Annotated in this window: 13 protein-coding genes; 12 read left to right on the top strand and 1 reads right to left on the bottom strand. The window is 65.3% G+C overall.

Annotated elements, in window-relative coordinates:
* Positions 1-177: 177 nt before the first annotated feature.
* The 4 genes from ABZ293_RS31175 to ABZ293_RS31160 are packed head-to-tail and all read left to right on the top strand — an operon-like array spanning position 178 to position 4,059.
* Positions 178-447: an acyl carrier protein gene (locus tag ABZ293_RS31175; protein WP_355186483.1), complete on the top strand. Its 270-nt coding sequence runs from the start codon at positions 178-180 to the stop codon at positions 445-447.
* A 20-nt stretch (positions 448-467) separates the two neighbouring features.
* Complete coding sequence (locus ABZ293_RS31170; protein WP_355186481.1) at positions 468-1,487, top strand: ketoacyl-ACP synthase III family protein; 1,020 nt, start codon at positions 468-470, stop codon at positions 1,485-1,487.
* Positions 1,487-2,617 carry an acyl-CoA dehydrogenase family protein gene (locus ABZ293_RS31165; RefSeq protein ID WP_355186479.1) on the top strand — a complete coding sequence of 377 codons (1,131 nt, stop codon included), beginning with the start codon at positions 1,487-1,489 and terminating at the stop codon, positions 2,615-2,617. Before ABZ293_RS31170 ends, ABZ293_RS31165 begins: the two co-directional genes overlap by 1 nt.
* Entirely contained in the window at positions 2,614-4,059 is a 1,446-nt protein-coding gene (locus ABZ293_RS31160) for an AMP-binding protein (protein WP_355186477.1), read from the top strand. The genes ABZ293_RS31165 and ABZ293_RS31160 overlap by 4 nt, the downstream gene beginning before the upstream one ends.
* A 156-nt stretch (positions 4,060-4,215) precedes the next feature.
* Here ABZ293_RS31160 and ABZ293_RS31155 read toward each other — a convergent pair whose 3' ends face one another.
* Positions 4,216-5,139, bottom strand: coding sequence for an SMP-30/gluconolactonase/LRE family protein (locus ABZ293_RS31155; RefSeq protein WP_355186475.1), 924 nt, complete (start codon positions 5,137-5,139; stop codon positions 4,216-4,218).
* A 700-nt stretch (positions 5,140-5,839) separates the two neighbouring features.
* Here ABZ293_RS31155 and ABZ293_RS31150 point away from each other — a divergent pair.
* From ABZ293_RS31150 to ABZ293_RS31115, 8 genes are all read left to right on the top strand, one after another.
* Positions 5,840-6,427, top strand: a complete 588-nt coding sequence (locus ABZ293_RS31150; protein WP_355186473.1) for a GNAT family N-acetyltransferase — start codon at positions 5,840-5,842, stop codon at positions 6,425-6,427.
* Between the two features lie 662 nt (positions 6,428-7,089).
* Positions 7,090-8,355 (top strand): ATP-binding protein, encoded by a 1,266-nt coding sequence (locus ABZ293_RS31145; RefSeq protein WP_355186512.1) that lies wholly within the window; start codon positions 7,090-7,092, stop codon positions 8,353-8,355.
* On the top strand, positions 8,352-8,765 hold the full coding sequence (locus ABZ293_RS31140) for a roadblock/LC7 domain-containing protein (protein ID WP_355186471.1): 414 nt from the start codon (positions 8,352-8,354) through the stop codon (positions 8,763-8,765). The genes ABZ293_RS31145 and ABZ293_RS31140 overlap by 4 nt, the downstream gene beginning before the upstream one ends.
* Entirely contained in the window at positions 8,762-9,133 is a 372-nt protein-coding gene (locus ABZ293_RS31135) for a DUF742 domain-containing protein (RefSeq protein ID WP_355186469.1), read from the top strand. The genes ABZ293_RS31140 and ABZ293_RS31135 overlap by 4 nt, the downstream gene beginning before the upstream one ends.
* On the top strand, positions 9,114-9,761 hold the full coding sequence (locus tag ABZ293_RS31130; RefSeq protein ID WP_355186510.1) for an ATP/GTP-binding protein: 648 nt from the start codon (positions 9,114-9,116) through the stop codon (positions 9,759-9,761). The genes ABZ293_RS31135 and ABZ293_RS31130 overlap by 20 nt, the downstream gene beginning before the upstream one ends.
* The gene (locus tag ABZ293_RS31125) at positions 9,758-11,044 is read left to right on the top strand and encodes a cytochrome P450 (protein WP_355186467.1); all 1,287 of its coding nucleotides are present in this window, start codon (positions 9,758-9,760) and stop codon (positions 11,042-11,044) included. Before ABZ293_RS31130 ends, ABZ293_RS31125 begins: the two co-directional genes overlap by 4 nt.
* Positions 11,041-12,276 carry a cytochrome P450 gene (locus ABZ293_RS31120; RefSeq protein ID WP_355186466.1) on the top strand — a complete coding sequence of 412 codons (1,236 nt, stop codon included), beginning with the start codon at positions 11,041-11,043 and terminating at the stop codon, positions 12,274-12,276. Before ABZ293_RS31125 ends, ABZ293_RS31120 begins: the two co-directional genes overlap by 4 nt.
* Before the next feature lie 251 nt (positions 12,277-12,527).
* Positions 12,528-13,178 (top strand): hypothetical protein, encoded by a 651-nt coding sequence (locus tag ABZ293_RS31115; RefSeq protein WP_355186464.1) that lies wholly within the window; start codon positions 12,528-12,530, stop codon positions 13,176-13,178.
* The last annotated feature ends 233 nt before the right edge of the window (positions 13,179-13,411 follow it).

Raw genomic sequence — 13,411 nt, 5'->3', positions numbered from 1 at the left:
CGGCTACCGCTGGTCCGCAATCTAAACATGTATTCGCGAGTCGGACAATCTATTTCGGGACGCGACGGACTTGCCCGATCGGATCGCGCAGGGCATGCTCTGTGACGCGGGGCCGCAGCGGAACCGGTGTCTGAAGCGGGCCGATGTACCCCACGAAAGGAGCATCCGATCACCGCCATGCGAGATTCTGACGTCGGCGATCTGCTCGCCGAATTGACCGAGTATGTCAGTACCGAACTCCTCGGTCCCGGCGAAGCCGACGGCCTGACCAGCAGCACTCCGCTAGTGGAATGGGGCGTGCTCAACTCGATCAAAATGGCGCGGCTGGTGGCGCACATCCGAAATCACCTCGGCGTCCGCATTCCACCGACCGAGGTGACCGCAGCGAACTTCCGCGATCTATCCAGCATCGCCGGGCTGGTCGGCACGCTGCGCAATCAATCCTGAAACGGGCAGAGAGCGATTCCGTGATACCCGAGAACATCTTCGTCAAAGGCATCGGCACCTACCGGCCCGAGGTGGTCGGCGTCGACACGGCCATCGCGCAGGGTCTGTATTCCGCTGAGCAGGCGGAACAGACCGGCTTACTGGGCGCCACCGTCTCCACCGACCTCTCTGCGCCCGAAATGGCGCTGATGGCGAGCGGTCAGGCCCTCGAACGCGCGAGCACCTCCGCCGAACAGGTGGACATGCTCCTCTACGCCGACGCCTTCCGTGCCGGCCCCGAAGGCTGGCTCCCCCATGCCTATCTGCAAAAACGACTCGTCGGCGGCCGAGCCTTCGCGGCCGGGATCCGGCAGGGGTGTAATGGCGTGCTCGGCGCGCTCGAACTCGCGGCGGGATACCTGCAGGGCTCTGCCGACCATGCGGTCGCACTCATTGCGGCGGGCGACAACTTCACCTCCGCCGATGTGGACCGGTGGCAATGCGGTAGACCGCACATGCTGCTTGCCGACGGCGGTGCGGCGGTAGTGCTGGCCAAGGAGGGCTTCGCCCGCCTGGCCGCGATCGGCTCGCTGGCGCTGCCCGAGTTCGAGGAAATGCACCGCGGCACCCAGCCGCTACTGCCGGCGGGCAGGCAGCTCGACTTCACAGACCGGCTGATCGAATTCGAGGGCACCGAGAACGCCGAGGGCTTCTGGATGGGCTATCTCACCGCCGCACCGAAACTGATGGAGCAACTGCTCCAGGACGCCGGGATCGCGGCCGGTGACCTCACCCGGGTCTTCATGCAGCACGCTTCCCGTGACTTCGTCGAGAACGGGCTGCTGAACCTGATCGAGGTGCCGCTGGACCGCTCGACGTGGGATTTCGGCAGGCGCATCGGCCATGCCGGTCCCAGCGACTACTTGATGTCCTTCGATCACGTCCTCACCACGGGCGAGGTAGGCCCTGGTGACTATGTGCTCGCCTTCGGCGTGGCACCCGGATTCAGTTTGGCCGGAGCTATTTTCCACATCGTGGACCGGCCCGGCTGGGTAGCCTGATGGAGTTCGGCTGGTCCGAGGATCAGCGGCACCGCTACGAACAGACACTGGCCGCAACCCTCGACGCATTCCCCGGCGGCGACAGCCCGGCCTTCGATCGCGAAAACTGGTGCACTGCAGGAAAACTCGGCCTACTCGGCGCGAGCCTGCCGGTCGAATACGGCGGACAGGGCCTCGGCGCACTCGACACGGCGTTGGTGTTCGAGGCGTTCGGGCGCGGCTGCCTGAACACAGGCCTGGTATTCGCCGCCGCGGCCCATCTGTTCGCCTGTGCGATGCCGATCGCCGAGTTCGGCTCTGCGACGCTGCGTGATCGGGTGCTGCGTGCACTGTCCTGCGGTGATCTCGTCGCGGGTAACGCGATGACCGAAGCGGATGCCGGCTCGGATGTGGCGGCCATGAGCACCTCCGCCGAGCGGGTCGATGGCGGCTATCTGCTCAGCGGGACAAAGACATTCGTCAGCAACGGCCCCGTTGCCGATGTCTTCGTCACGTACGCGGTAACCGATCCGGAAGCCGGACCGTTCGCCACAACCGCATTCGTGGTCGATGCGACCGTGCCGGGGGTCGAGATCGGCACGCCGCTGGACAAACTCGGGATGGACGGCTGCGCCGCGTCCGCCGTCACCTTCGACCGCGCTCCAGTGCCCGACGACGCCGTGCTCGGCGCACCGGGTCAGGGCGCGATGGTTTTCCAGCACTCCATGAGCTGGGAACGGGCCTGCCTGTTCGCGCTGTACCTCGGCGTGCAGGACCGGCTGATCGAGCAAAGCGTCCGACACGTCCGGGCGCGCAAGCAATTCGGCAAGCGGCTCGCCGAATTCCAGTCGGTGTCCAATCGGATCGTCGACATGAAGCTGCGAGTCGAGAGTGCCCGGCTGCTGCTGTACCGGACCTGCTGGGCGCATGACGCGGGCGAGCCGACGGTGCTGTTCGCCGCCCTGTCCAAACTCGCCACCTCCGAGGCCGCGCTGGCCGGTGCCACCGATGCGATCCAACTATTCGGCTACCGCGGCTATCTGCGCGACCAGGGCATCGAGGCGGCGCTGCGAGATGCCGTCGGCGGCACCATCTTTTCCGGAACCTCCGACATCCAACGTCAGCTGATCGCTATCGAGATGGGGTTGTGAAGGCCGTGTCTCTTGCCGAGTTGGTCATCGCCGCGGCCGCACGCACACCAGCGGCGCCCGCCGTGCACTGCGGCCCGGTCACGGTCAGCTACCGCGAGTTGGACGACATGACCCGGGGTTACGCCGCGGCGCTGGTCGAGCTAGGTGTCGCGCCGGGTGATCGCGTGCTGATCTGGGCAGAGAAGAGCGTCGAGGTCATCGCGCTGATGCAGGCCGCACTGCGCATCGGCGCCATCTATGTCCCACTCGCCCCGGCCAACCCGGCGGCCAGGGTCGAACTGATCGCAGACTCCTGCTCGGCAACACTGCTCGTCACCGATGCCGCGCGAGCCAGCCGAATCTCCTTGCCTCGCACGAGATCTGTCGAGTTTGCCGCGCTGCACACGAACGCACCCGGCGCCGAGTGCCACCGGCCCGACCTCGACGATCCGGCGTACATCCTGTTCACCTCCGGTTCCACCGGAGCACCCAAGGGAGTGTGTCTCAGCCACCGCAACGCACTGGCCTTCGTCGAGTGGGCGGTCGCCGCGACCGGACTGGTCGCCGCGGACCGGCTGGCCAATCACGCGCCATTCAACTTCGACCTGTCGGTCTTCGATCTCTACGGCGCGTTCCGCGCCGGCGCCGCCGTCGATCTGATCACCAGCGATCAGGCCTATGCGGCCGACGTATTGGTCGAGTTCCTGTGCGATCGCGCCATCACGGTCTGGTACTCGGTGCCCTCGGCGCTACAGCTGATGATGCGGTACGGCGCGCTGCTCCACCGTGCCGAACCACAGCTGTTGCGCACGTGCGTGTTCGCCGGTGAGCCTTTTCCGATCGCCGACCTGCTCTCGCTGCGCACCGCGTGGCCCAACGTCAGGATGTTCAACTGGTACGGCCCGACCGAGACCAATGTCTGCGCCTCATATGAGGTCACGGCACGCGATCTCACCCGCGAACGCGCGGTCCCCATCGGCGCCGCGGCCTCCCGTGCCCTGCTGACGCTGGATCCGGCAGATGAGGGCGAAATCGTGGTGGACGGCCCCACCGTGATGCTGGGCTACTGGGGCCTGCCCCCGCACCGCGGCCCCTACCGAACCGGCGATCTGGCGCGCGCCAACGATGCCGGCCAGCTCGAATACATCGGTCGCCGCGACGCCATGGTCAAGGTGCGCGGGCACCGGGTGGAACTGGGCGACGTCGAGTCGGTATTGCTGGCGCATCCGGCGGTCGCCGCGGTGGCCGCCACGGTGCTCGGCACCGGCCTCGACGCCCGGCTGCACGCGGTGGTTGTCCCACATGACGCCGACGCCCCGCCGACACTGCTCGCACTCAAGGCACATTGCGCCGCCCAACTCCCGACCTACCTGCTCATCGACTCACTGTCCCTCGTCGACGAGCTGCCGAGAACGGCCAACGGAAAGCTCGATCGGACCGAACTCGCTGCCGCGCAGAGGTAGCCGTAGCATTCGCCAAAGTCCACGACGATCTGGTCCGCTGCAATTTCTCCGCACAGGTGCCGAACCAGTTGTGGCTGGCCGACATTTCCGAACATCACACCGGTGAGGGCAACGCGAATTGTTCGATAACGGCAGAACAGTGCGTCTGAGACGGTCTCAGGCTTTCGGCGCCGGTGCGAGATCGACGCCGACCGGTGGCCGCAGGCGACGTAGTGTGCCGTCGAAACCGGTGACGTACAACGCCCATCCCTTGCCGTCCGGGCCGACGCGCACCGAACTCGGCCCGGTCCATCCACTAGACAAGCCCGACGCGACGACGCATGAAGCGCCGGTGTTCGAGTCGAAGCGGTAGATCGTGCCCTCCAGGTGCGCGGCGACAAAAATGTCCCCGGACGCTGTCATTGTCAGATCGTCGGGCCCCGGGGCGAGACCGGGCAGCCGCCCGGCCACCGTCCAGCGGTCTGGGGCCTCCAGCGGAACCCGATAGATTTGGCCGGTAAACAGGTCGTCGGTGTAGACGGTGCGGTGGTCCGGGCTCAATGCCAGGCCTTCCGACCGAGGCACCGACGCCCAATTGGGTTGCACTACCCCGGTGTCGTGCCAATAGCGTGTGAGCCCTTTCGAGGGGCCGCCCTCGGTGCCGACCCAGGTGGTCAGCAGGTCACCGCCAGGCAGGCGCAGCAAGCCGTTACCGCCGGACGCGGCCAGCACGACCGACCTACCAGTGGTGGTGTCGAGTTTCGAGAACGTGCCGCCGTCGGTGAAGTCGGCGAAGTACAGGGTGGATCCGTCGAGTTGTAGACCGCCGAAGCCGTTGCCCTGGTGGGTGAGAACTGTGTGCACCTGCCCCGACGAGTCGACGTGGTACAGCGTCGAGTCAATGCCCGCGAGATAGAAGCCGTCGTGTCCGTCGGGTTCGAGGTTCTCGAGCTTCTCTAGCCCCTGTACCACCGTGTCGACCTGCCAGCCCTCGCACCCAGCCCAGACATCTCCCGACGCCGGTGCAGCCCCGGCCACACAGCCGGCGGCGAACACCGCAGCCACACACAACGCCCGAATTCGCTTCCCCACCAAACTCATTCCGCGCACAATACCAAACCGGCTGTGCAGAGTCCCTGATGCGGAACGGCGCCGGCCTCGGCGACGATATCGCTGATCGAGTGATACGAAATCACACCATGGCGAGACTCGGCGACCAGCCCATGGTCACTGCCCAGAGTCAACCAAGACAAGACACTGGGCCTGCACAACGACGTGTCATCGGCACGAGCCCGTCGGCGGAGCCGATGACAGCTCGCGCGATCAGTTCGGTTGTTGCGACGCTCATCTAGGGAGCTCCCAATGTCGGACGACTCTCATACGGCAGATCGACGATTTCCGGTCAGCTTACCGCCGCCGATGTCGCGGCTGGTCGGATGATGAACGTCTGACTGGTACCGCTGGAAGTGTGAAATGCGAACCGCTGGAAACAGGTTCAAGGTTGTCGATCGCATCTGACTCGAATTCCCGACCCCACCAACCTTTCCACAGTTGCTATGCGCAGTCCCAGCGGCTGGACGGGTTGTCGTGATCGGGCGGCCCGTTTATGTCGGGCTCGCGTTTCGGGCAACGGTGGTGCTTTGGTGGTGTTCCACGGCTCCGGCGAGTTCGTCGAGCTGAAGTAGCTGTCCGGTCAGTTCTTTCAAGTGTTCTCGCGCCTCTGTGGGGGTTGCGTAGAACATCGGTCTCGTGGAAGGGGTGGGCGTCGCCGACCGGCCGCCGGTCAGGGCAGTAAACCTTAATGTGCCGGAGGGAAAAGCGATCGACTCCGCACGCGCGTGGACTTTACTGTTCTGCCATGTCCGTCAACGGTTTCAGCATCGGTAACGTGATTCTGCGCTCCCCTCGCATGGGCGACGAGCAGGTCATACGAGCAGCCCACCGCGCCATGGCTGCCGAGGACGGCTTCGACTTCGCTCTCGGTCTGGAGCCTGCGATGGATTGGAAGCGGTACCTCGACATGCTCGAGGACTACCGTCAGGGCCGCAACTTGCCGGACGGCATCATTCCCGCGACCTTTCTGATCGCCACCGTCAACGACGAAATCGTCGGCCGCGCCGACATCCGGCACACGCTCAACGACCACCTGGCTCGCAGAGGCGGACACATCGGCTACGCCGTCCTCGCCGAACACCGACGCCGAGGCCATGGCCGCGTTATCCTGCGGCAGAGTCTCGACCTCACGCACCAGATGGGTATCGAGCGTGTGCTCATCACATGCGACGACGACAACGAAGGAAGCCGTCAGATCATCGAATCCTGCGGCGGCACACTCGAATCGGTTGAGCCGTGGAGTGACGGGACGCTGATCCGACGCTACTGGATCTGATTCGGGGCAATTGCCAGCTGGTGCAGGATCTAACCTACGCGGTCTCTTTGACCTTGGCAGCTCTAGTGGCATCGGTGCCGCTGAGCAGCGGAATAACCGGTCGACCCACCCCACATTGACTCGCTGCCCGTCCGCCTCGCCGTGTGCAGCGTCGAAGCTATCCTGTTGTGGGCGTGGTTGTTTCGCCGGTGGCGGTGTGGTGGTTGGTAGGTTCGACTGCTGCTGTGGTGGGGCATGCCGCACACACCGGCAATGGGATCGGTTGTGGCAGTTGCGGTTTCGCCGACTTCACGACGTCGGAGGCGGTGACTCGTGCGGCCGGTGTGCCTGTCGCCTTCGCTCTCGCCGTCGCGGTGGATGGCATCGCCTGGCGCCCCTCCCGACCTGGGAGGTTCGGCGTCGCACGGATCCTGCGGTAGCGGGTGTCCTCCGCTGCCGCTATGCTCGGCCCCGAGATCCGAACCTGCTTGTCGGTCTGCACATTTGGGTGGCGAGCAAGGGGAGCGGGGCGTCAGGGGAACCGATATCTTTCCCCTGGCGGTGAGCGCGAGAGTGGTAGCACGGACTTGTCACAGTCACTGAATCAGCCAAAAGTCGACCTCGCAGACCCCCGTACACGCAGCGGTCCACCCCTGCCGTACCGGACATGGTTGGCATGTTTGGTGGTCACCGGTGGTGCGGTCACCGCCGCAGTCTTCAACGCTCCCAACGACTTCCGCATAGCGCTGTCGATCGGTGCTGGGTTGGCTGCGCTGGTGCTGTCTACGGCGGTGAGCGCGGCAGTGTTCTACCGGCGTGGGGCCATCGACGCCCGGCAGATAGCGGCCTCGGCACGCGCCGACGCGCACGCGGAGGTCGCCTCAACGATCAATGATCTGCGCAAGCAGCTGACGGCCGCGCAGGATGCGGCAGCCGCGCACACCGCGGGCGCCAGAAGCAGCGAGAACGGCCGTGTCGCCGCCATGGCGTCTTTCGCTGCTGCGGCCGGGCGTATCCAGGCGATGGCCACGAGCATGCTTGCCGAACTGCGCGACATGCAGGACCGTCACGCCGATCCCACCGTGATGGGCGATTTGTTCGAACTGGATCACCGCACAGGCCAGTTGAGCCGTCTCGCTGACAGCATCGCGGTGCTCTCTGGAAGTCGCACCGGGCGACGGTGGCCCAAACCGATTGTCATGCAATCGATTCTGCGCGGCGCACAGGGACGCGTCGCAGGCTATCAGCGGGTGCGACAGCGTGTGGTGGCCAACGTGGCGATCGTCGGGCACGCCGCTGAGGGCATCATGCATCTTCTCGCGGAGCTGATCGACAACGCCTGTAACTTCTCCCCACCCACCACTGAGGTGCACGTCTATGCCGCCGAAGTTCCGGCGGGGGTGATCATCACCATCGAGGACAGCGGACTGGTCATGAGCGAATCGGCGCTGGCGCGCGCCGAAGCCGCCGTCGCCGGGAACATCGGCGCGGGCCGTCCTGGCTCCACGCTGGATTTGTCGTCGCTGTCGGGCACGCGACTCGGGCTCGCCGTGGTCGGTCTGCTCTCGCGCAAGCATGGCCTGCGGGTTTCCTACCGGCCCTCGGCTATTGGTGGCACAGCCGTGGTCGTGATGGTTCCCCGTGAGCTGATCACCCGGGTGGACCCGACCGGAGTCCAGACCAGCCTCACCACACCAGCACCGGCACCACTGGCAGTGCCCCCGCCTGCTGAGCAGCCATCAGTCGGCGGCACCGAACTTCCCAAACGACGCCGAGGAAGCACTCTGACTGCCGTGCATCCCGAAGGGTTGTCCACCCCGATACACGCTGCCACGCCCAACACCGCGAACCCTGACGCGCTGCGAGCGTTCCAGAGTGTGTTCACCAACGGCCGCGACCAGGCCACCGCGTACCCCGTCCCTTCTGTAGCCGTGGAGAACGACCGATGACCTCGTCTGGATCACAGCTGAATTTTCTGCTCGAAGGCCTCGTCGCCCGCACCCCCGGCGCTGCACACGCACTGTTGCTGTCCAGCGACGGCCTGCGGATGAACAACACAGCAGGCCTGACGGTCGACAAATCCGATCAGCTCGCCGCGATCGCCGCGGGCATTCAAAGCCTATCGATCGGCGCGTCCATGGAATTCGGGGACGGCCGCGGTGGAGTCCGCCAGTCCATGACCCAGTTCTCCGGCGGGATCCTGTTCATCGTCGACGCCGGGATGGGCGCGCATATCGCGGTCATCGCGACCGAAGATGCCGACGCGGGTTTGGTCGGGCACAACATGCTGGAGTTGGTCGAGCAGATGAGCCACTACCTTGTGGCCGAGCCGCGCTTCGGGGGAGCGAGCGTGTCGTGAGCAGACTAAGGCGCGACGAGGACCCCGACCGGCTATATACCGTCACCGGCGGCCGCACCAGACCCGCCACTGACGACTTCGACTTGGTGACTCTGGTGGTCACCGAGTGCGATCCGACTCCTGACATGCAGACCGAACACGTCCGGATCCTGGACATGTGCGGTGCCCCCACCGCTGTCGTGGAAATCGCTGCTGAACTGCGCGTCCCCGTTGGCGTCGCCACGATCTTGCTCTCTGACCTGCTGCTCGCCGGCAAGATCACCGCCCGCCACCCCCAAACCAGCCCCACACTGCCTGGTGCGCCGTACGATTCGCGGCCCACCCTGGCCATCCTCGAGAAGGTTCTTGTTGGAATCCGCAGCCTTTGACTCCCGGCCCGCCCGCGCTGACGCGCCCTTACACGCCAACACCAGTCAAGCCCTGAAGATCGTTATCATCGGCGGCTTCGGGGTCGGCAAGACGACTTTCGTCCGCTCGGTCAGCGAGATCCGGCCCCTCGACACCGAAGCGACGATGACCGCGCAAGGCAAAGCCGTCGACGACCTCACCGGCGTGACCGGCAAAACCACCACTACTGTCGCGTTCGACTTCGGGCGTATCACCATCGACACCCAGCATGTGCTCTACCTGTTCGGCGCACCCGGACAAGAACGGTTCTGGTTCCTGTGGGACCGGCTGTTCACCGGCGCGCTCGGCGCGATCGTGTTGGTCGACCAGCGTCGCATCGCCGACTCCTGGTACGCCATCGACCGACTCGAACACCAGGGCGTCCCATTCGTGGTCGCCTCCAACAACTTCGGCGGATCACACCACCATCCCGACAAGATCCGCGACGCCCTGGACCTGGATCCGCACATCGCCCTCATCGACTGCGATGCGCGCTCCCGCGAGTCGTGCAAAGGCGTTCTCATCACCCTGGTCGAGCACTTGGTGAACCTCGCCGCCGCAGCCGATGGCCGCCACCGCATGCTCAGCACACGGGAAGGGGCGTTGTGAACACCCCGAACACCGCAGCCGACGCCAACCGCGGCGGGTGCCCTGTACATCCCGGCCTCGCCCCAGTGGCGTTGAGCGGTCCTCGGTTTCACACCGATCCGCAACGGTTGTACGCCGATATGCGCCGTGAGCACGGCTCGGTCGTGGCTGTCGAGCTGCCCGGCGGTGTCCCTGCATGGCTGGTCATCGGCTATCGCGAATTGCATCAGGTCACCAGTGACCCGGAGCTGTTCCCTCGCGATGTCGGCCTGTGGAACCAGTGGCCCAACATCCCCGAGGACTGGCCGCTGTTGCCGATGGTCGGCACGCCGCAACCGTCGATCTATTTCACCGCAGGCGCCGAACACCGCAGGCATCTGGCGATGGTCGAACCGGCGCTCGACGCGGTTGATCCCTTCCAATTGCGGCGTGCCTGTGAAGAATTGGCCGACCGGCTGATCGATGGGTTCTGCGGAACGGGCGAAGCCGACCTGGTCGCCGACTTCGCGGTGCCGATGCCGGTGCTCGCACTCGCCCGAATCCTGGGTTTTCCTGATGAGGACGGCCCGAGCCTGGCGTGGGCGATGAAGGTTCTCGCCGACGGCGGCGCTGACGCACACATCGGGTTCGTGCGTTTGGGTGAACACATGCAGCACATGCTGGCCACCAAACAGCAGTGGCGCGGCGACGACGTGGTCTCGCGGATGCTGGACTATCCAGCACCGTTCACCGACGAGGAATACACGCTGGACCTGACGGCCGTCGTCGCCGCCGGATACCTGCCGACCTCGGACTGGATCGGGAACTCGGTGCGACTGATGCTCACCGACGACCGCTTCGCCGCGGCGTTCGGCGGCGGTCGCCACAGCATCGCGCAGGCGATGAACGAAGTGCTGTGGGAGGACACACCCACCCAGATCCTTGCTGGACGGTGGGCCGCCCGCGATACCCGCCTCGGCGACAAGGCGGTGCGGGCCGGGGACATGCTGCTGCTGGGTCTTGCTGCCGCCAACGCCGATCCCCACATCCGCCAGCACGTCGCCGACACAGTCGAGCCCGTTTACAGCGGCAATAGTGCGCACTTCGCGTTCTCCTACGGCGAATACCGATGCCCGTTCCCCGCTCAGCAGATCGCCGAGATCATCGCGCGCACCAGCATCGAAGTGCTGCTGGACCGGCTGCCCGACATCGACCTTGCGGTGCCCGCGGAGGCCCTGGTGCGCCGCCCGTCGCCGTTCCTGCGCGGCATGACAACGCTGCCGGTTCGATTCACCCCTGTTACTGCTGTTGGAGGTATCCCGTGACCCAGGTCTGCCCACATACCCAGCCCCTCGTCATCGACCCGATGGTCGCCGACCTCGCGGGGGAAACCGCCTATCTCGTTGCCGCGGAACCCCTCACCCGAATCGAGTTGCTCGGAGTGCCCGCTTGGACGGTCACCCGCCACGCCCTGGCCCGTCAGCTGCTCGTCGATACCCGGCTGGTGAAAGACATCAACGCCTGGAAGCTGTGGCAGTCCGGGGTTGTCACCCGGCAGTGGCCACTGATCGGGATGATCGACGCGGGCCGGTCCATGTTCACCGTCGACGGCTCCGAACACCGGCGACTACGAATCAAAACGACTCAGGCGCTGACCAAACGCCGACTGGATGCCCTGCGCCCCACCATCGCAGCCCTCACCGCCGAACTGCTCGACGACCTCGCCGCCGCCGGCCGCGGCGGGGAGGTGGTGGATCTGAAGTCGGTGTTCGCCTACCCGCTACCGATGCGGGTCATCAGCGAACTCATGGGCGTGGACCGCGCCGACCACCCGATGCTGCTCGCCTGGTACAAGGCGTTCTTCTCGCTACTGACCCCGCAGGACGAGCGACTACGGGTGATCGACGAACTCGACACCTACTTCACCGACCTGGTGCGCACCAAGACCACCACCCCCACCGACGACCTGACCAGTGCCCTCATCCAGGCCAGCGACGGCGGTGAACCACTCACCGAAGAGGAAGTGGTCGGCAACCTCAAAGCCCTCGTCGCCGCCGGACACGAAACGACGATCGGGCTGATCCTCAACAGCGTCCGCGCGCTCCTGAGCAACCCTGACCAACTGGCCAGCCTCGTGTCCGGCGACGTGGACTGGGATGCGGCAGTAGAGGAAACACTGCGGTGGGACAGCCCCGTCACGCACCTGCTCATGCGGTTCGCCAGCGAAGACATCACCGTCGACGGCATCACGATCGAGAAGGGAGACGGGGTTGTCATGTCCTACCGTGCGATCGGACGCGACGCCACGATCCACGGACCGGACGCGAACAACTTCGACATCACCCGCCCAACAGCGAACCGGCACATTACATTCGGGTACGGCCCACACATTTGCCCGGGCGCGGCGCTGGCACGCCTCGAAGGCGGCATCGCACTACCCGCACTGTTCAGCCGCTTCCCTGACCTGAAACTCGCTGTGCCGGTCGAAAACATCCACAACCTGCCCGTCCTGACCCAAAACGACTTGGAATCGTTCCCGATTCGGCTCGAAAGCTGAGGGCGCAGCGACAGTCAATCTGAGCCGCTGGACTGCCGTTGAGCTGGGGTGGCTTAGGTTGGATGAGAATGGGGATAAGCGGTTCTCTCAGTCATTCCGAGCCAAGTTGCGGTGTCGTCGTCGCTGGCGTCATCCAGGTCGACCACTTCGGACTGGTGTCGTCGGTTCAGTCGTAGGATGCGGTGGGCAGTGCGGCGAGCCGCCGGCCCATCACATATCGAGCGACGCCATAGGCGGCGACCCTCTTCTGCATGGACGGATTCGGTTTGGTCGACACAGCACTATGGCGACGTCGGTTGCGCTTACCTCGCCACGACTGGCTGCTCGGTATCGGCGGGATCCTCGCCGGCGCGGCGGTGTTCCTTCTCATGGCGCGTCCGCCCGTTCCATCGGATGGAAACGACCTGGTTCATTGGGTCGCACAGGGCCGCGCGCAACTGATGTGGAGTGATGAACTGCTTTTCTTCGCCGTGGTATCGCTGGGCGCGGGCTTTCGTGGCAGCCTCGCCGATCGGATAACCCGTCGTTCAACGCGTTTCGACCTCGGCGCGGCGTCTTCGATGGTCAGCCTCGTCTCCCTTGTGGTGGTGCTGCTCGCTGTGGGCAGACTGGTGTATCCGGCCTATGGAATCGCCCTTTCCGCCGACGTCGTCGCCTTGCTCGTCAGTGTCACTTTCGGTGCTCTGCATCTCGCGCTTCTCGCTTTCGCTGTGACCACCGTCTCGCTGACCTGGTTCGTGAGCCCTGCGAAGTGGCCCGCCACCATCGTCGGGATCGCCATCGCAGCCGCGTTCGTCGCCGGCTCCTTCCCATGGTTGACACCCACCTGGTGGAATCTGCTTGTGGCAGTGTTGCTGGCCGGTTGGGGGTTCCTCATCGGCTCCCTTCAAAGAACCCGCTGAGGACCGGCGAATCGTGCACACAACGCCATCGGAGGCCCGGCACGATTCCCAAAAGTCACCTGCAACTGACGCCAGGTCTCACATGTCCAGCCATTCGATGAGGTGTTCGCCGTGAAGGTCGTCGATCGACCGGCGATCGCGGTGCTCGTGAATCCACTCGAGCAGAGGCGCGTTCCGCTCAGGCGTGCCGCTGATCAGCCCGCTGTCCCGATCTGCTGGTAGAACCGTCGCCG

Source organism: Nocardia sp. NPDC005998, assembly GCF_040614395.1.
Classification (GTDB): domain Bacteria; phylum Actinomycetota; class Actinomycetes; order Mycobacteriales; family Mycobacteriaceae; genus Nocardia.
This window is presented reverse-complemented; position numbering and strand designations above follow the sequence as displayed.

Bases quoted from the DNA above. Each gene is read 5' to 3' on its own strand.
- ABZ293_RS31175 (WP_355186483.1), top strand. From the start codon at position 178: ATGCGAGATTCTGACGTCGGCGATCTGCTCGCCGAATTGACCGAGTAT.
- ABZ293_RS31140 (WP_355186471.1), top strand. From the start codon at position 8,352: ATGACCTCGTCTGGATCACAGCTGAATTTTCTGCTCGAAGGCCTCGTC.
- ABZ293_RS31165 (WP_355186479.1), top strand. From the start codon at position 1,487: ATGGAGTTCGGCTGGTCCGAGGATCAGCGGCACCGCTACGAACAGACA.
- ABZ293_RS31115 (WP_355186464.1), top strand. From the start codon at position 12,528: ATGGACGGATTCGGTTTGGTCGACACAGCACTATGGCGACGTCGGTTG.
- ABZ293_RS31155 (WP_355186475.1), bottom strand. From the start codon at position 5,139: ATGAGTTTGGTGGGGAAGCGAATTCGGGCGTTGTGTGTGGCTGCGGTG.
- ABZ293_RS31150 (WP_355186473.1), top strand. From the start codon at position 5,840: ATGTGCCGGAGGGAAAAGCGATCGACTCCGCACGCGCGTGGACTTTAC.